General features: G+C 37.7%; 13 protein-coding genes and 3 pseudogenes. 5 read left to right on the forward strand and 11 right to left on the reverse strand.

Annotated features, from left to right (window positions below):
• Positions 1–668 precede the first annotated feature (668 nt).
• Positions 669–3,836 carry an ATP-binding cassette domain-containing protein gene (locus tag K8L98_RS24685; RefSeq protein ID WP_223438807.1) on the reverse strand — a complete coding sequence of 1,056 codons (3,168 nt, stop codon included), beginning with the start codon at positions 3,834–3,836 and terminating at the stop codon, positions 669–671.
• 300 nt (positions 3,837–4,136) lie between these two features.
• Between K8L98_RS24685 and K8L98_RS24690 the strand changes: the two are divergent.
• Positions 4,137–4,285, forward strand: a pseudogene (locus tag K8L98_RS24690) (ABC transporter substrate-binding protein); the annotation flags it as partial.
• Positions 4,286–4,387: 102 nt separating this feature from the next.
• Here the strand turns inward: K8L98_RS24690 and yeiL are convergent.
• Positions 4,388–5,059, reverse strand: coding sequence for a transcriptional regulator YeiL (gene yeiL / locus K8L98_RS24695; protein ID WP_223438808.1), 672 nt, complete (start codon positions 5,057–5,059; stop codon positions 4,388–4,390).
• Between the two features lie 81 nt (positions 5,060–5,140).
• Between yeiL and K8L98_RS24700 the strand changes: the two genes are divergently transcribed.
• From K8L98_RS24700 to K8L98_RS24715, 4 genes and pseudogenes are all read left to right on the forward strand, one after another.
• On the forward strand, positions 5,141–6,313 hold the full coding sequence (locus K8L98_RS24700) for an MFS transporter (protein WP_223438809.1): 1,173 nt from the start codon (positions 5,141–5,143) through the stop codon (positions 6,311–6,313).
• A 497-nt stretch (positions 6,314–6,810) separates the two neighbouring features.
• Positions 6,811–7,247: pseudogene (locus K8L98_RS24705) on the forward strand (DUF2975 domain-containing protein).
• Between the two features lie 10 nt (positions 7,248–7,257).
• A pseudogene (locus K8L98_RS24710) lies at positions 7,258–7,477 on the forward strand (helix-turn-helix domain-containing protein).
• A 71-nt stretch (positions 7,478–7,548) separates the two neighbouring features.
• Positions 7,549–8,793, forward strand: a complete 1,245-nt coding sequence (locus K8L98_RS24715) for a DUF4153 domain-containing protein (protein WP_223438810.1) — start codon at positions 7,549–7,551, stop codon at positions 8,791–8,793.
• A 117-nt stretch (positions 8,794–8,910) separates the two neighbouring features.
• Here K8L98_RS24715 and rlmH read toward each other — a convergent pair whose 3' ends face one another.
• The 9 genes from rlmH to K8L98_RS24760 form a co-directional block, all read right to left on the reverse strand.
• Positions 8,911–9,390, reverse strand: coding sequence for a 23S rRNA (pseudouridine(1915)-N(3))-methyltransferase RlmH (gene rlmH / locus K8L98_RS24720; RefSeq protein WP_223438811.1), 480 nt, complete (start codon positions 9,388–9,390; stop codon positions 8,911–8,913).
• An 82-nt stretch (positions 9,391–9,472) separates the two neighbouring features.
• Positions 9,473–9,628, reverse strand: coding sequence for a CxxH/CxxC protein (locus K8L98_RS24725; protein WP_070878890.1), 156 nt, complete (start codon positions 9,626–9,628; stop codon positions 9,473–9,475).
• 159 nt (positions 9,629–9,787) lie between these two features.
• Positions 9,788–11,005, reverse strand: a complete 1,218-nt coding sequence (locus tag K8L98_RS24730) for a S1C family serine protease (protein ID WP_223438812.1) — start codon at positions 11,003–11,005, stop codon at positions 9,788–9,790.
• A 106-nt stretch (positions 11,006–11,111) separates the two neighbouring features.
• On the reverse strand, positions 11,112–11,906 hold the full coding sequence (locus K8L98_RS24735) for an MBL fold metallo-hydrolase (protein WP_223438813.1): 795 nt from the start codon (positions 11,904–11,906) through the stop codon (positions 11,112–11,114).
• Positions 11,907–11,912: 6 nt separating this feature from the next.
• Complete coding sequence (locus tag K8L98_RS24740; protein WP_223438814.1) at positions 11,913–12,719, reverse strand: two-component system regulatory protein YycI; 807 nt, start codon at positions 12,717–12,719, stop codon at positions 11,913–11,915.
• Entirely contained in the window at positions 12,706–14,052 is a 1,347-nt protein-coding gene (locus K8L98_RS24745; RefSeq protein ID WP_223438815.1) for a YycH family regulatory protein, read from the reverse strand. The genes K8L98_RS24740 and K8L98_RS24745 overlap by 14 nt, the downstream gene beginning before the upstream one ends.
• Entirely contained in the window at positions 14,042–15,886 is a 1,845-nt protein-coding gene (gene walK / locus K8L98_RS24750) for a cell wall metabolism sensor histidine kinase WalK (protein ID WP_223438816.1), read from the reverse strand. The genes K8L98_RS24745 and walK overlap by 11 nt, the downstream gene beginning before the upstream one ends.
• A 5-nt stretch (positions 15,887–15,891) precedes the next feature.
• Complete coding sequence (gene yycF / locus K8L98_RS24755; protein ID WP_223438817.1) at positions 15,892–16,596, reverse strand: response regulator YycF; 705 nt, start codon at positions 16,594–16,596, stop codon at positions 15,892–15,894.
• 259 nt (positions 16,597–16,855) lie between these two features.
• The gene (locus K8L98_RS24760; RefSeq protein WP_223438818.1) at positions 16,856–18,310 is read right to left on the reverse strand and encodes a M23 family metallopeptidase; all 1,455 of its coding nucleotides are present in this window, start codon (positions 18,308–18,310) and stop codon (positions 16,856–16,858) included.
• Positions 18,311–18,582: the final 272 nt, after the last annotated feature.

The raw sequence follows: 18,582 nt of genomic DNA on the forward strand, positions 1-18,582 counted from the left end.
CGTATTGTCAAAACTTTTATAAGAGATAAGTTATAGAATCCTATTGTTGAGGGCTTTATAAGCAAAAAAATTGCCCCCCTGAAATCTAAGGATAATTGAGGTTATCACACACAACTACCTTAGAAAGGAAGTGACAATTTGCACCATCAAATTATAACCTATTAATTAACTTTTATTAAGCTTACACAAGTATTCCGTTCTTTCCGTTATTTGCGTACAAATAATTGGAAGGAGCACGATACGATGGACAATGAAGGGAATCTGGAATAAGAGTAGAATTTTTTCCTGTTTTCTCTATATGTATGTGCCAAGCACATTCCAACAAAGCAATCGTTATTCGATAGAAGTCATTGTGAAATGTTAAGGAGCGAAACCCCCTAAAAAAATTTCATCATTTTTTATTTCTAATTTCAACTAGCTTTTTAAGCTTACTCATCTCAATATTTATCTCGATTTTTCTGTTTACCATCACTTGTGATACGGTTCACCGTACTTATCATAATGAGGTATCTATTTTGTTACCCGTGACAAAAAGACCGCACAAATGAGATCTATTTGTGCGGTCTTTCATTTCTTTCTCTTTAAAAAACGATCCGTCTATCGCAATTATTTCACGCTATGCGAGAGTATTTCACTCTATCAAAAATTCATTCACTCAAAGTCATCATTCAAATTTGCTCAAGGCATTGATAAACGGACATCATATCTCGTTTATCCAACTCACGAATACGATTAAAAATGGGAATATCTGCAACTCCCTCAGTTAGTAATTCTTCAGCAACAACATCACTTACTTTGCCAGTTAGCCATGTTTGCACTTCTATGCCTTCGACGATTTCCTTACGCCCTTCATCATTGATGCCGCTTGCATAACAACTTACACATGGAATTGTTAATTTAAACACACCATCATGCAGATTATCTTCTGTTATTACTTTCTTTCCTTTACAAAATGGACATGGATGGCTTTTTTTAATTTTATTAATTTGGGTAACTAATTTTTTGTAACCAAATGCTTCATAAACATATGTTAGTTTTTTGTACTTTCCATTTGTGAAATACTTATCTATAATCGTTTCTCTGGTTTCATTGATAGCAGGAAAATCACAGATGGTCACTTGATTATTGTTGCTAATGGATTCGATATTGTTTTTGATTATGTCCCAGAATGGTAAGACATTTTGTAAGACCATTTCATAACCAACAAAGCTTGCCAGTTCCAGTTCAAGCATTTTCAGCGCGACTTGTGTCTCCCTTGGCAACAGGGAGATATCTTCCGTCAAGGCCATATCGCCGCCAACAATCGATTTCAATTTGACCAGTTCCGGTAACTTCCCTACTGTTTTCATCACTTGATCAAGCGGCTGATGAATAACCTCTCGAATATCCGTGTCTCCAAATTTAAGCGGTTTATGGTGGTTTAAAACAGTACCCTCACAAATTGGACATGTGATCATTTCTTTAGAAGCTTTCATTTGCTCTTTAATAATTGATTTTGAAACGAAAATATACATACCAACTATGGTATTAAAACCTACCCAAGTTCGGCGTGCCTTGCCTTTCTTATCATAAAATGACTTTTCAAAATACCCGTACCAAAATGTATGCTTTTCTTCATCTGACATCTCATTGTAGCTTTTCGTCAGGTCATGACCAAGCTCATTCTTAATCTCTTCAAATAGAAATTCTAATTTTGGGTATTGATAAAATTTTAATACTTCCATTACATCTGGATAGAATAGACCATCCCAGAATGGAAGATTTTTGTCTTGAATCACAAGGTCTTTATCAAATACTTCAATCTCAAGGCGTCCCGAGCATGATGGACAATGATTGTCCTGAGAAAAGAAATCAAAGCTTCTCGTATCTTTATTGGTCGGATGAGACACTATTATATGGTTAATCAGACCGCCAATTTCATAAAGAAAACTATATTGGCTGTACAAGTGTCTTTCAAGATCAATGGCAATGACGGGTGCAATGGTGTCAGATTCGTATTCACCGTAAATCAAACGGGCCATTGATGATAAGCTTTTTAAGATACCGCCCTTATAGATGTTTTCTGCATTCTTAAAATAACCGATATGATTTTCTTCTAAATAGGTAACGCTACTTTGCTGCTTGAGTGTAGAAGAAATAGGCGATGGAACAGTGACATCTTCCTTATTTTTTTCTTGAAAATAATCATCATGACTGACAACTTCAAGATGCTCCACAGGTGCAATCTTTCTTTTACCAAAATCAACGATAAAATCAGAACTTTCCAGCATATAGGCATTATGTTCAATCATTAGGATCGAGACTGATTCATCTTGCAGAATGCCCCTGATACTATCAATGAATTGGTTTAAAATATTTTGTGATAAACCTTTTGAAGGCTCGTCAAAAATAAACAGCGTATGCGGGTTTCTTGAGTTAGCAAACAGCTCCGAAACTAAATGAACACATTGAAATTCACCAGTCGACAATGTTTGTGTTTTTCTTTCTAATGTCAAATAACCAAGTCCAAGTTTGATCAATAAGCTCAAGCGTTTATGAGCGATGTCTTCATTTGGCAGTTCCTCAATAATATCTTCAATCGAGCGCTGAAAAATATCATCAATCTCTTCACTGAATTTTGTGAGTTTCTTTTTAATATCAAGAAAAGTCGCAACGGTTGACCGACTGGTAATCGATTGGTTTCGATCTTGACCGACCATAACCAGTTTATCTTTTGGATATCGCTTCAGAAAATCTTTGGTTATACATTCATTGACTAGTGTTGATTTACCGCATCCAGACTCACCCGTAACGGTTACAAGTCTATTTTTGGGAATCTGACATTCAGCCATTTGAATATTACGGCAATAAAGATCATGAAATTGATAGTATTCTGTTGGCATTGCCTGATTTCGTTCCCAATGGATTGGTTGTGGGCGCGGTGATTCTTCCACAATTTTTCCGCCATATTTACCACTGCCAGGTCCAAAGAACAATTGCTCATCCGTTACATCGAGCACTGTGTCAGAATGATCAATGAACCAAATTTGATTCTTATAGCCTAATTGTTTAATCTGTTCTAAAATGTTCAATAGTGTTTGGTGATCAAGACCCACTGAGATTTCATCAATAATAATAACGGTATTTTCACTTACTGCCATGAATTCTGCCAAGTAAAGCCGTGTTAATTCTCCACCTGACAATGTACCCATAATTCGATTTAATGTTAAGTAGCCAATATTCATATTGATAATATTTTTGAGAACATGTTGTTTTGCTTCACTAATATGTAAAATTTCTGCTTGTGAAAGAATGGATTCAACGCTTAAGTTGTTGATATCGGAAATCGTATGTGGCTGATCAAATAATTCAATCGTATATTGTTCAACTTCTTGATTAAAGCGTTTACCCCCACACTTTTTACATTCGACATTTTTGGTCGTTCCGCGTCCTTTACAACCTGGACACCAGCCTAATTCATTATTAAATGAAAACACTTCTGGAGAAAGATTAAATTTTTCAGCAAGACGCTCACGAATCTCTGTAAACACGCCAGTATGTGTGCCAATGGTTGAACGTGGATTGGAAGAAATGGATGATCTTCCGAGAAAAAGGACTAAAGGCATCTCTTCCATCTTGATGGCACTGAAATTCGTTTCCATAATATTAGAAAACAAATACTGATATTCAGCCTTTGGCAATAAAGAAACGAGACGCTTCTTGGATTCTTCACCAATGGTTTGACAAAAAGTGGTTTTGCCAGATCCAGACAAACCAGCAATTCCTAACGATTTATCTGCTGGAAGTGCTGCATCTAATTTGTTAATATTGTTCGCAATTAATCGATTTATTTTCATATGTACATCCCCTCTTTTCTTATAAGCTTAGTCTCTCCACGTTAGCACAGCGACAAATGTATTTGTTGTTTTTTTCGAATCAAAGAACTATTTTTATTGCTAATTCTATTCTATTATTCTTTCACATTGAACTCATTAAAAAACCTATCATTCATCGACAAAAATCGAGGAGTGACAGGCAACGAAAAAATAAATTCGGATAGACTTTTCTTCTTTTTATCATCCTCAAATACAGATGTTGAACAGGAAGAATTACCTCCTTATAGAGAATCTTAAAAAGGCTGAAATATATAATTTAATGTTGATAATTCATTCCAAGAAACTGAAACATACAAGAATATGCCCGCTGTTAGAAACAAAACTGCGTATTTGAAATGGATGCGAAAGCAGCATCCTTCAGTGATCCAATCACATTGGATAATCAACTGGAATTTTTAAAAGAATTCTAGCAAACTAAAACTACATGATGAATAATTCCTCTTCCCTATTCTATAAGAAAAGATAAGGCAGATGACAAAAAACTCAACATACCATCCCATTTATCTAAATGGTTATTTATTCTTCAACACTTCGGCAAGTTCATACAATGAATGGTATTGTTTAATTTGATAGTTCCGCCCTTTCTTTTGCAAGTACTTTTTATCGCAAAATTGTGTAAGTACATGCAATAAGTGCCGGTAGGATACACCTAGATAATCACAAACTGTTACGTGTTTCTCCTTATAAATCCCTTCATCAGCAGTTTGCAAAATAAAATCCGCAAGCCGGTTTTCAAGCGGGAAAGCGAGGCTTTGTGAATACTTCGCTGCCATAAGTGTTGCCTTTACACTTAAAAACTTGGTTAATTCACGCAGAAATTTTGCATCCTCCAGCAATTGTGTACGATATCGATAAATTGGAAGCGCAAAACAAATGGTCTTCGTTGATGCTTGAATCCCTTTTGTATAGTACACATCATTTAATAATTCCATTTCCCCAATGTAGTCTTTTGCATTGATAAAATTAATTAAGGATACTTTCCCATTTCGATGTGTTACATATATTTTTGCTCTTCCTTCCATTACATAAAATAAGAAATCCGGTCTCATGCCCTCTAGAATAATCCATTCATCTCGCCTGTATTCGTGTACTTCCATAAACTCTTTAACTTGAAAGGAAAATAGATGTGCGATTGAGTTATTCTCCAAATACAACCGCTTTTTCTCACCTTTGTAAACTTCCATATTCCACCTCAAAAATATGAGATATCTCATATTATTCATATTTAATTCCATGATATCATGCAATCAATGAGGAGGATAAGAATGAACACACAACGCTGGATGAGTATACAGTTTTTTAGTTTTTTTATGACATGGGGCATTTTTCTACCTTATTGGTCAGGGTGGATGATTTATACAAAAGGAATTACAGTCTCACAAGCTAGTTTGATAATGAGCTTTGGTTTAATTGCTAGAGGCATTTCTACATTATTTGCATTTCCTTATTTATCAGGGAGATTTAGCAGTAAAATACAATTAAATGTGGCGGGAATTGGCACACTGGCTGCCATTCTTTGTTATATTCCGGCAAGCTCCTTTGCTGGTTTACTAGTAGTAACGATCGTCTTACACCTATTTTACCCAACATTGATGCCTGCTTTAGATAGTGCTGCCAGTGTACTTGTGCAAAGTAAACAATTAAGACATTACGGAAGAAGTCGTCAGTGGGGATCGATTGGGTTTGTCTCGGTCGGCATGATTTTAACCATTTTTACAGGAATGTTTGGAGATAAAGTGATTTTTTGGACGCTGTTACTTGGCACATTGGTATTTGTGTGTCTTGGTTTTATGCGTGCACCTGATATTTTATCTAAAAAGCCGCAAGTCGACAAAACACAGAAAGTGGGCATGTTACATTTATTCCGTATCAAACACTTTGGTTTGATACTTATTATTGTCATTTTACTGCAAGCGGCACATGCTACTTATTACAATTATGGCTATATTTTTCTACAAGAAATCCATGCACCAATATACCTAATTGGTCTCATTATTAACATTGCCGTGATTGCAGAAATCATATTCTTCTCAATTGCAGATAAAAGCTTTAATAAATTTTCAGTAGGCTCCTTACTGACATTAGCAGCAATTGGTTCTTCCGTACGTTGGATACTAGTGTTCGCCTTTCCAAATGTAATTGTTTTTTGTATCGCGCAAACTTTACATGCATTCTCGTTTGCTATGGGGCATTATGCCTTTATGAAATACTTAATCAAAAACATTCCACACGCGCAGATTGCGAAAGCACAAGGCATGTATTCAGCGCTTGCACTTAGCTGGAGCACTGCAGTGTTTACAATTTTCGGGGGCTATTTATACGAAATTGAGCCAAGATATGCCTTTATCGGAATGATTGTTTGTACCCTGCCAGCAATGCTGTTTGCCCTTGTATATCAAAAACTAGAACTTAGAAAGGAAGTTTTATATTCTATTTAAATCTCTTGTCTAGTTCTTACAAAGTTGATTCAATTTTTTCAACTTCACAAACCTTCGTTTTTCTAACGTTCAAATAGATAGACATAAAAAAAGATGAGATTTATCTGATTTAGAAAAGGCTCATCTTTTTTCTGCAACTATACACAACATATAAGGAAAGACCTCATTTACTTATGGTACGGTTCCCCGTGACACATCTAAATGAGGTTCTTCAATTTATATTTGGCTCATTTGCGGCTCACTTTTTTTATACACAAAGTTAGCTTTTTTTAGTATTAACAGTAATTCAATTGAGGCTCATGAGATACACCCTATAGAGCATTTCTTTGTAAAGAGGAATGCTTTTTATTTTCGCCTTAATAACTTATTAACAACAAAAATATTATATAAATGAATAATAATTTATTGTTTATCAATAAATAACATGTTAATATCTAATAAACAATCCTTATGAGAGGTGCTTTTCATCACTATTTTTAAAGTTAGCAGTTGTTCTTATGGGCTTTCCAGTTCTTGCTTTATGCATCTTTTTGGTACCTGAGTTAGGTAATATTGCAGCAAATTGCTTCCAGAGTTTGATTTGATCAAATACCTCGTTACTATCGTTTTTGATGCATCGGCGATTCCCTTTTACTTTGCTTTGTATCAGGCTTTTAAACTTTTACGCTATATTGACAAAAATAAAGCTTTCTCGCAACTATCTGTATATTCTTTGAGGAATATCAAATTCTGTGCCATCACAATCAGTACCTTGCATGTGCTAGTCTTGCCACGCTTCTATCTCTTTGCGGAGAAAGACGACGCCCCAGGTGTCATCTTTGTCGGATTGGTTGTTCCTTTTGCTTCAATGATGATTGCAGTCTTTGCTGCTGTTCTTCAAAAGCTATTAAAAAATGCCATCGATATAAAATCAGAAAATGATTTAACGATATGAGGTGAAACCAATGGCAATTATAATCAATATTGATGTGATGTTGGCTAAAAGGAAAATGAGCGTAACGGTACTTTCGGAGGGTTGGCATCACGATGGCGAATCTTTCTATATTGAAAAATGGAAAGGCAAAAGCGATTCGATTATCAACTCTAGAGGCGATTTGTAAATCATTAGAATGTCAGCCTGGAGATATTTTAGAATACAAAAGTGACGAAGACAGTCAAAGGTAAGAGAGTTTGATTAATAAACATTGTTGAGGAAAGTAGGACTTAATATGACAATTATTAAGGGAGGTATAATCATGGACAGTAACAATTTAATTATTGAAAATATTGCTAATCCCCATGAGCTGGAGAGAATGTTTAGAAATGACCCCAAAGCCTTTAAAAAGTCATTCTCAGACGCATGGGAACAAAACCCTGATTCTCAGGTTCTTGGCATTTGGTATGAAAGATTGCATTTCAAGGAGACGGCACATTCAGAAAAATCTTCCTTGCTTCAAAAAGGTTTCTTATTCATGGGCATTTTAGCCATTCTGGCTGGGATAAGCACCAGAATCATTTTCCATTATGTCGAACAGGAAGCAATTGCTCCAATTAACCTGGCTTTTGGTATAATTCCCTTTATTGCTGCCTATTTTGTTTACAATAATACTCCGAAAAAAAGTGTTATTTATTCCCTTGCAGCGTTGTTCCTAATTTCCGGGTTTTATCTTAATATGCTACCATTAAATTATAAAGACAGTATTATCCTTGCTTATTTACACCTTCCCATATTCTTATGGGTATTGGTAGGGCTTGCATTTACAGGAAATGAATATTCAAAAGGCAGTACAAGATTAGCCTATATTAAATTTAATTTGGAATATTGTATTCTCTACGCCAGCATGGCAGTTAGCGGAATGGTGCTAGCGGCATTAACCATGCAGTTATTTAGCTTTGTTGGCTTGGATATAGAAGAATTCTATTTTAGTAATATCGTTTTATTTGGTGCTGCCGCTCTCGCTATTGTGGCTGCATACCTGGTATCAATGAATCTTAAACTTGCTAAGAATATTACACCATATATAGCTAAAATTTTTAGTCCTCTTGTCCTGGCCACATTGTTGGTCTATCTTTTAACGGTTATATGGGTCGGAAAAAATCCATTCTTGGACCGCAATTTCCTGATAGCCTTCAACGGAATACTCCTTGGTGTATTGGCCGTTACCATATTTTCTATTACCGAAAGCGACTCAGACGAGAAAAAGAACATTTCAGATTATATAAATTTTTCCTTAATTGTTCTTGCGCTTATCATTGACAGTGTGGCTTTGTCAGCCATCGTGTTCAGACTTTCTTCTTATGGGCTTACACCAAACAGACTTGCTGTTTTAGGTGTAAACATACTTATCTGGGGAAATCTTATTTGGATTATGGTCTCATATATGCGTTTTCTACAAAACAAGACCGGACCTTCACCCATCCAAGATGCGGTCACTAAGTATTTGCCAGTTTACGGACTTTGGGCGGCTTTCGTTACATTTACTTTTCCTTTGCTTTTTTAATTAGAAAGGCTATATTAATGTAACGGATGTTGATCTTCCTTATAAACACCAAAAATGAAAAAGTTATACTCATAACTTTTTCATTTTTGACTTTTTATTTTTCTAAAAAAACCTCATTTACTTATGATACGGTTCCCCTCGATTAATCCGAAAAGCCCGATAAACCTGCTCCACCAAAATCAATCGCATTAATTGATGAGGAAACGTCATTTTTGAAAAAGAAAGCGTATCATTCGCCCGCTTCATGACCTCGCTGCTCAATCCCAGCGATCCCCCAATAACAAATGCAACTTTGCTTTTACCATATGTAGCAAGGCGATCCAAGTCAGATGCAAGCTGCTCAGACGATTTCATTTTCCCTTCTATCGCCAACGCAATGACATGAGAGTCATCCGAAATCTTCGAAAGAATGCGTTCGCCTTCTTTTTGCTTTACCATTTCCATTTCAGACTCACTGAGGTTTTCAGGCGCTTTTTCGTCAGGCAGTTCGATGATTTCGACTTTTGCATATGGTGTTAATCGCTTTAAAAATTCATCAATTCCTTGTTTTAGATATTTCTCTTTTAACTTTCCGATTGTACAAATTGTTATATTCACAGACTATCCCCACTTAAGAACAGATTACCAACAGATGTTATCCACATTTGTGCACAACTTATCCACATTTAGTGTGCGAATATTAGTTCCCCACTATATATACAGCAGGGTTTGTGCACAATTCACAGGTTGTGGATAACTTGTTGATTTCTCTGATTTTTTCGATTTCTGGCGCAATTTCATGCTCATCTACATACATATCAATGGCTAATTCGATGTGTTCTTCACAGCATTTCATTTGTTTTCTCCTTTTATCCACATGTGATCAAGAAAAGCGTAAGCGCCCGTTTAGCTCAGGCATGAAAGATTTGCTCTGGCCGAGAAGTTGGGCGATAGAGCTAGACACCAATGCGGAAATTTATATACGTTTTTTCTTACAATGAAAAAACAGGAGAAATTAACCCTCCTGTTCTTCTCCCAGCTTAAGCTTAACCGATTGTTCTTTTCCTGCCCGGTAAAAAATAAGTTCTATACTTTCTCCAACAGCTTTTTTATATAACTGTTTTCTAAGGTCGATAATGTCTTTTACTTCTTGGCCATCGAATTCCGTAATAACATCAAGCTCTTTCAGTCCAGCCTGGCCTGCCGGTGAGACCGGATTTACGCTCATGACCACTACACCTGACCGTACTTTATCCGGAAGCTTCAGTGTTTGTTCCCAATGATAGCTTGATACTTCATTTAAAGAACGCATGCCAATGCCAAGGAACGGGCGTCTGACTTCTCCGTACTTTTCTAAGTCATCAATGATTGGAGCAGCAAGATTGATCGGAATAGCAAGCCCGATGCCTTCTACTGCTGATTGGGCAATCTTCATTGAGTTAATGCCAATTAATTGTCCGTCGATATTTACGAGCGCTCCGCCGCTGTTTCCAGGGTTGATGGCTGCATCAGTCTGAAGAACTTCTGCATTCCAGTCAACCTCGCCATCGTTATTGGAATCAACCGGAATCGCTCTTTCTGTACCAGAAATGATACCCTGTGTGACAGATCCTGAAAATTGAAGGCCTAACGGATTACCAATGGCAATGACAGGTTCTCCAGGCTTCACATTGTCGGAATTAGCGAATTCCGCGACTTGCTCCACTTGTTTGCTTTCTGTTCGGAGAACGGCCAAATCCATCAGCTCATCGCTTCCTAAAACTTCAGCAGGTACACGGGTTCCATCACTTAAGCTAAGTTCGATCTGGGCAGCTCCGGCGATTACATGATAATTGGTGACAACAAAAGCATTGCCGCCTTCTTTTTTGTAAATAACACCTGATCCTGTTCCCGCTTCGCCTTTTTCATTCCAGAAACCTGCTTCCTGAATATTAACCACGCCAACGACAGCTTTTGAGACTTTGTCGACAGCTTGGGTAACAGCCGTGCTTACATCGACTGAAATGTTTTTGGAAGGTTCGGTTGCGTTTGGAGTCTGATCCTCACCGTTTTCTTCGTCATCTCCTAAAGCAAGATCATATGGAAGGATGTCCATATTTGCAAGCACCGGAATGGAAAAAATGACAAGAAGACCTCCCAAAATAGCGCCAAGCAGGCCTGGCAGAAACTTCCCGCCCCGGTTTCCCTTTTGTCTTCGATTATACTGTTCATAGTCCTGATCGTAATACCCCATCGATTTTCTCACCCATCCTTTCACACAGACAAACCATGTATGAATAGTGTGTATTTCTTAGCAATATTATACTCAAAGGATATCCAAAAAAATCTATTTTTATATCTTAAACAGTAACGAGAGGCGTTGGGTTTTTAGGATCTGTATCGTACAATTCAAACTGTTCGCCGGACATGAATCCTTTACTCGCAAGAGTCTGCTCCACAGACATCCTTGCGAGCTCTTTCATATTGTTGTCTTTGCTTAAATGCGCAAGGTAAATTCTTTTTGTTTTATCTCCGATTACATCGGTCATTGCAAGCGCAGCATCTTCATTTGATACATGGCCGACATCGCTTAATATCCTGCGTTTGACACTCCACGGATAGTGACCCATTCTGAGCATGTCCACATCATGGTTGCTTTCAAAAACAAAGGCATCCGCATTATCAATGATCCCTTTCATTCTGTCACTCACATACCCTGTATCCGTAATTAGTGCCAGCTTCTTGCCCTCATGGTGAAAGGCATAAAACATCGGCTCTGCTGCATCATGCGACACGCCGAATGATTCTACATCAAGTCCTCCAAATGACTGAACGGTGCCCGTTTGGAAAATAAACTTTTGATCAGGATGAATGGCTCCAATCTGCCCCTCCATCGCATTCCACGTTTTCTCATTCGCATAAATCGGCAAATTGTATTTTCTTGCAAGAATCCCCAAACCTTTTATATGATCACTGTGCTCGTGGGTAACCAGAATACCGGATAACTGATTGATTTTCTTTCCGATCATCTGAAACAGCACTTCCATTTGTTTTCCGCTGAATCCCGCATCAACGAGCAATGAATGCTGATCTGTTTCTATATAAGTGGCATTGCCCGTGCTTCCGCTTGCGAGAACACTGAATTGCAAGCTCATCGTTTCTCACTCCAATTTTTCATTAGATCGGATCACTTGTCCTTCTAATGCATTAACATAATAATCTTCTTTATCATTTACAACGATATGCCACGTTGGCGCCAGAATCTGTTCTCCTGATAAAGGAAAAGGTGTATAGTAGCCAAATTGCACCTCTGTCACTTTGCTGTTTGGCTTTAAATCATTTTTGTTGTAGAGAGCCTCCAGTGCCTTGAGGGCAGGGAGGGTGTCCTGTCTTTCTTCCAGGTCCTCAATATTTTCAAGCATTGTCTGCTCATAGCTGACAATCTGATTCTTATCATTTAAATAGAGGGTCAGCATTCCGATGTTTTGATCAGTAGAAAGGTCCTGAAAGACCATTCTATCATTATATGTTTGAATATAGACAATCGTATTTTTGACTTTATCAGTCTTCCATAAGACATATTGATCTCCGTACAGAATGTTCTCGCGGACTATCTGATTCAATTTGGTCTGAGTATTTGTCTCAGGCAGTCCAATCGGCTTTTCAAATTCTGCTTTTAATCCGGTGAAGTTATTTTCAACATTAAGAATCTCCTGATTGGATAATGCCTTCAGTTCTTCCTCTGAGAAAACCTTGCTTTCAGCTGTGATGTAAGCCCCTTTTTCATTTCCTTTAGGAAGCTCGCCGTAGGTAATTCCCTCAGCTGCAAGCTGTTCTTCAATCGTAGCTTTTTGAATGACGTCATATCTGCTGTTTGTAATGATAATATTAAAATATTGTATCGCTAAAAATGTATTCAGAACCAGAAATGCCAGTATAAAAATGGATTTCGTCTTACTCCAATCCATCAGTTTTACCTCCAAGCGTTTCATTTCCTGTTTGCAGTTTTATAAATTGGCCGCTCACCGTTTCAGCGTACCAGTACGGCTTAAGTTCAACAATTCTCGGTTCTGCAGTTGCAGACATTTCATAAGCAGGAAATACCCGCTTCACATTTTCTTTTTCAATGGACTTTTTCTGCTCAAGCAGACTCAGGATTTCTGTGCTGTTTGGCATTTTCACTGCATTCCGAACAAATCCTGTATCCAAACCGTATAGAGGGCGCAAATATGTCGCAATTTCGTTATTGCCCCAGCGCATGGAAATTTCAGTCGGTCCAAACGTATTGGTGTTATTTTCAAACACTGGAATAAAGTCAACCATCAGACGAAATGAGACGAGCTGGCTGTCAGGATCCATGTTGTAAAACTGATACTCATCTGTCCAGCCGCCATGATCGTTTAAGAACTCAATGCTTTGTTTCATAGCTTTGCCCCGTTCAATAAACATGCTCGGATCAATGGTCGGATTGACAAACCTTAATCTCTCCTGGCTTGGATAAACGGTCAGTAAGCTTGTCCCGTCTGTATAGACGTTCTGAGTAGGCTTCATTTCTCTTCTTACATAGCTTGGATTCGTAAAGAGCGCCTGTTTGAAATCCTCACCGTTAATGGATTCAATGATATACTTCCTCTGATCCAATTCAATTTTGCCCTCTGGAAGAAGCAAGTTCTTATCTTCTGGGAGATCTATTGAAACGTAAGGGTCCAGGTTTTCCTTTTTTTCAATGATGGATGCTATGAAGTTTTTTGCATTTTCGCTGCTGATCGATGCTTCATATACCAGTCTTTGCTCTACAGAAACGAAAATGATTTTTTGCGGCTGATTTGCTTTTCCCTGCGGCAGAACAATCCGGTCAAAAGAAGAGTAGATTGTTTTTTGCGATTTATATTGAAGGATAGATTGAAAGATTTCAAATGGAATTTTGTCACTGAAAATAAATTCTATTTTTTTCGTTTCACTTTTTCCATTCAGCCACTCATCAAGCTGATCAGAGGTATATCGGTTTGAGACATTTTTCACTTCACTGATATTCCAGTTTCTCAGCTGATTCCATAGGAAATCAATATGTTCAGCTTTAAACGTCCCATAATGCTCGGTATTTTGATGGACAAACATCTGATAGGGACGGATCACATTGGCCGGCTCTTTTTTCTCTTGGCTGATAGGTTCATTTTCTAAATACTGGCTGTTTTGTATAAAGTCATAGTTAGGCTTAAAGGTCCACAGATTATACGTAAAAAACACACTGGAGCAGACCAGGAGCACTAATATAACTGTTTTTACTTGTTCACGATTCATCCCAATCATCCTCTTGATCCCGGGTAAATGGAAGAGTAAATAAGATCGTTGTCCCTTTTCCTTCCACACTTTTCGCCCATATTTCCCCGTCATGCGCACCGATCATCTCTTTTGCTATAGCAAGGCCGAGACCTGTTCCACCGAGCTTTCTTGTCCGCGCTTTGTCTACACGGTAAAAACGCTCAAATATCTTGTTCTCAGTTCCTTTTGGAATTCCCATCCCCTGGTCTGTTACGCTGATTTGAAGCTTATCCTCATGAACTTCAGCCTTAAAAGTTATCAGACCGCCCTCTGGTGAATATTTGAGAGCATTGGAAATAATGTTATCCAGCACTTGAGTAATCTTATCAGGATCAATGTCCACATAAAGTTTTTCCTCGGGCAGCTTGCGCAAAAAAGTCACGTGCTGTTCCTTTGTCATCTCAAAGCGATCAATAATCTGATTGAAGAAATTGGTAAAGTTAATCCATTCTTTATTGAAGCGATAATCTTTGCTGTCCAGTTTTGAAAGCTGCAGCAGATCATTAACAAGACGAATCATTCGTTCTGTCTCATTTTGAGTGACGTTTAAAAATTGAGGAGCAATTTCTTTGTCTTCCCAGGCTCCATCGGCAAGTGCTTCTAAGTAGCTTCTCATCGTCGTAAGCGGTGTTCTGAGTTCATGAGATACGTTTGCTACAAATTCACGTCTTTCCTCATCAATTTTTTCCTGTTCAGTAATATCATAAATAACGGCAATCAGACCATTATTCCATTTTTGCTCTTTTTGAATAACTGAGAAGTTAACTCTCAGGATGTACGGCTTATCTTCAGTACTTGCATCTAAAATAAGTGAGTCCTGCTGTTCAATCAAACTATCAAACGTATACTCATCTTCAATTCCAAGGATTTTAGTAATCGGCACCTCATAAACAGTTTCACGTGAAACATTAAGCATTTCCAGGGCAGGATTGTTAACTAGTATGACTTCCCCAGTTCGATTTGTTGCGATGACGCCATCTGTCATATGCGCAATAACAGATGCCAGCTTCTTGCGTTCTCCTTCTGTAGATGCTTGTGCTTCTTCAAGTTTATCCGTCAGATTATTAAACGTGATTGCAAGCTGGCCAATTTCATCCTCGCCGTATACTCTAACTTTTCTGGAGAAATTGCCCTTAGCAAGCTCAATCGCCTGTTTTCTCATATCAGACATTGGCCTTGTAATAGTACGTGCAAGGAATACACCCAGAATAGCGGTAATTGCCAAGGAAATACCTGTCCCAGTAGCCAGGATTCCATTAATCACCCGCATTTGAGAAAAGACTTCTTCCATGGAAGCGACTAGGTAAAGAGCACCAATGGTTTCTTGGTCTATATTTTTAATAGGGGTTGATGAAATCCATACTCGTCTGCTTGTATCACGTTCAATATAGACTTTTTCATCAGGCTTTTCGAATACAAGCGTCCGCTTTACGAGAACTTCAGTCGTCCTTTTCCCGATAATATCACTATTATTCGGATCTGATGTAGCGATTACGCGGCTATTTTTATCAATGACTCTAATTTCCTGAATTTCATCCTTTGCAAAATCCTTTAAAATAGCCGTGATATCCTCTTCTAGTGTCGGAAATGTGTCTGCAGAATCTTCTGTTCGTTCTTTTGTCATTTCCTGTTCTATGCTGTAATTAATGAAATTAATTCTTTGTGTAATGGAGGTGTTAAAGTTTTCTGTTAAAGATCTCTCAAGCTGCTGTACAAAATAGACTCCAATGATCTGCATGGCAATCATGATCAGAAGCACATAAACCATGACGAATTTAAAATGAATTGATCTAAAAAAACCTACTTTATTCATGAAACCTACTCCTGTTCAGGGTTTCGCAAGTAATACCCGACACCTCTTCGTGTCACAATCCAAGTCGGATGACTCGGGTTATCTTCGATTTTCTCCCTAAGTCTGCGAACAGTCACATCTACAGTGCGGACGTCACCAAAATAATCATAGCCCCAAACGGTTTGAAGAAGGTGTTCGCGCGTCATGACTTGTCCGATATGTTTGGCTAAATAGTGAAGCAATTCAAACTCACGATGAGTCAGTTCAATTGTTTCACCTCGTTTAGAGACGACATACGCATCAGGATGAATCGTTAATGAACCGATTTCAATTTCATTTTTATCTGTTTGCTGTTCTGGAGGAAGAGCCTGCAATCTTCTTAAATTGGCTTTTACGCGAGCTAAAAGCTCTCTGGTGCTGAACGGTTTTGTTACATAGTCATCTGCGCCCAGTTCAAGTCCAAGCACTTTATCAATTTCAGAATCTTTTGCTGTCAGCATGATAATTGGAATTTCGTGTTTTTTCCGGACTTCACGGCATACTTCCATTCCATCTTTATTCGGAAGCATAATATCTAAAAGGATGAGATCAGGCTGAATTTCTTCTACCATTTCCAGTGCTTCATTTCCATCATAGGCACAAAATACTTCATAACCCTCTTTTTTTAAGTTAAATTGCAGAATGTCTGCAATCGGCTTTTCATCATCAACAACTAAGATTTTCTTTTCCATGGCCAATCGCCCCTTTTATATAAGGTGTTTCTTTCCTTATTCTTAATTTACCACTTCTACCTAACAGATTCATCTTTTCAAGGCGTATTTATTTTTAGCTATTTCCTAAATGTGCCGCGGTGAACCAGCGGAAGTGCGAAAAGAGGTAAGTACGTTGAACCCGCTAAATTTTCAGCCTCAGCCTTATTTATTTCAGTGAAGACAAAAACTCGGCATTTTGCCGAGCTAAAAAGAGGAAAACCTCTAGCAAAGCTAGAGGTTATTTTTTCACGTAATCAAGCGGATTTTTCAATTTTCCATTCTGGTAAACTTCGAAGTGCAAATGAACACCGGTAGAACGTCCAGTAGATCCCATCACACCGATTTTTTGTCCTTGAGATACTGTTTGACCTACTGAAACCGAAATAGAGTCTAAGTGAGCATAAGCCGTTACCATTCCATTGCCATGGTCAATTTCAACTTTATTTCCATAAGCTCCAGAGTTGCCTGCAGAAATTATTTTTCCATTGTCGGCAGCTTTAATCGTACGATCGCTTGGACGGGCAATATCTATCCCTTTATGCATTTTCCCCCAGCGGGTTCCAAGCTTGCTTGAAACATATCCGCCTACAGCGGGCCATGCTAATGAACCGTTTCCGCGTGAAGGAACGATTTTCGTGCCTTTGACGATAATTTCTTTTACTGGTTCAGTAAGGGTTTCATCTTTTGTGGTTTCACGTTTCACTTCATTGCCATTTTCTTTAAAAACAATATAATTTAACAGCTTTTGACCGTCTTTACCTTCTTGCTTCGTTTCCTTGTCGCCTTTGAACATAGTAGAATCTTCAATCACTTCTGTTTCATAGGCAATTGCTTCTTTCTTTGATACTTCTTCTTTTACAAGTACATTTGTAAATGGTTTATACTCTTTTACATTCAATTCTTCTCCAGGCTTAATGACATCTTCATCTTTTAGACTTGGATTCAGTGCTAGCAAATCTTCTAAAGAAAGCTTATAATCAGCAGCTACTTCACTGAGTACATCTGTATCATTGACTTTATGCTTTTTCTCTTCAAGTGTTCCTTTTTCAAGAAGCTTTAAGCCTTCCTCAGCAGTAATCAGCTTGTCGGGAGAAACTTTTTCTTCAGTTACTGAAACTTTATCAGAAAAGGAAACGTCTAATATACGTGATTGGTTTTCTTTAATAGGCTGCAGAGGCACGGTGGAATCTTTTAGTGTATCCAGCTGCTTTAAAACTTCCTCTGAAACATATTTGCCTTTAAATTTATTCAATACGCTTTCGGCTTCTTCTTTGTTTTTGAAGTAAGCAACGTTTTTATCGTTTACTTTAATGGAAGCAGCTACTGCCACAACATCAAGTTCTTCATTCAGTTTGTTTAACGTTTCATCATTATTCGAAACAGGACGAAACATTTGTTCAGGGATGATTTCAATTTCTTCAACCGTTAATTGATAATCTTTATAGTTCTTTTTGGCCTCATCAATTTTCTGCTTTGAAAGGTCATCAATTAACTGCTGACTGTCTACTGTACCAGCTAGATCTCCATCTAAATAGACATGATAAACGGTTTCAAGTTTTTCTTCTGCAGATGCTGATCCAATGCCTAATGACAGACCTCCAGCAAATGCCAAACTAAAAAAAGCCTTCTTCATTATGTTGTTATTTGTATATTGAGTGTTGTTTCCAAAGGATCCATTTATGCGCTTAAACACGATTTAATTTCCTCCCAATTAACCACTGCTAAGTACTTTATCTATCATTTTATAAGCAAATAGTTCTATTTCGACAAAATTCTATTTTTTTACCACTATATTAAATTAGCATATTATCAGACAATTACCTAGTGATTTTGAAAAATGTAACATTTCTGTATTATTGGTGTCATAATTTACTGTTTCCTGTAAATATATGCCCATTTAACAAGGATTTTTCATGACAAAAAAGTCACAAAAATAAAAAAGACATGCATCCTAAAAGGATCATG

It is taken from the genome of Metabacillus dongyingensis, assembly GCF_019933155.2.
Classification (GTDB): Bacteria; Bacillota; Bacilli; order Bacillales; family Bacillaceae; genus Bacillus_P; species Bacillus_P dongyingensis.

What these genes read in the sequence shown, in the direction of transcription:
- K8L98_RS24685 (WP_223438807.1), bottom strand. Translation starts at nt 3,836, where the DNA reads ATGAAAATAAATCGATTAATTGCGAACAATATTAACAAATTAGATGCA.
- yeiL (WP_223438808.1), bottom strand. Translation starts at nt 5,059, where the DNA reads ATGGAAGTTTACAAAGGTGAGAAAAAGCGGTTGTATTTGGAGAATAAC.
- K8L98_RS24700 (WP_223438809.1), top strand. Translation starts at nt 5,141, where the DNA reads ATGAACACACAACGCTGGATGAGTATACAGTTTTTTAGTTTTTTTATG.
- K8L98_RS24715 (WP_223438810.1), top strand. Translation starts at nt 7,549, where the DNA reads ATGGACAGTAACAATTTAATTATTGAAAATATTGCTAATCCCCATGAG.
- K8L98_RS24725 (WP_070878890.1), bottom strand. Translation starts at nt 9,628, where the DNA reads ATGAAATGCTGTGAAGAACACATCGAATTAGCCATTGATATGTATGTA.
- K8L98_RS24730 (WP_223438812.1), bottom strand. Translation starts at nt 11,005, where the DNA reads ATGGGGTATTACGATCAGGACTATGAACAGTATAATCGAAGACAAAAG.
- K8L98_RS24735 (WP_223438813.1), bottom strand. Translation starts at nt 11,906, where the DNA reads ATGAGCTTGCAATTCAGTGTTCTCGCAAGCGGAAGCACGGGCAATGCC.
- K8L98_RS24740 (WP_223438814.1), bottom strand. Translation starts at nt 12,719, where the DNA reads ATGGATTGGAGTAAGACGAAATCCATTTTTATACTGGCATTTCTGGTT.
- K8L98_RS24745 (WP_223438815.1), bottom strand. Translation starts at nt 14,052, where the DNA reads ATGAATCGTGAACAAGTAAAAACAGTTATATTAGTGCTCCTGGTCTGC.
- walK (WP_223438816.1), bottom strand. Translation starts at nt 15,886, where the DNA reads ATGAATAAAGTAGGTTTTTTTAGATCAATTCATTTTAAATTCGTCATG.
- yycF (WP_223438817.1), bottom strand. Translation starts at nt 16,596, where the DNA reads ATGGAAAAGAAAATCTTAGTTGTTGATGATGAAAAGCCGATTGCAGAC.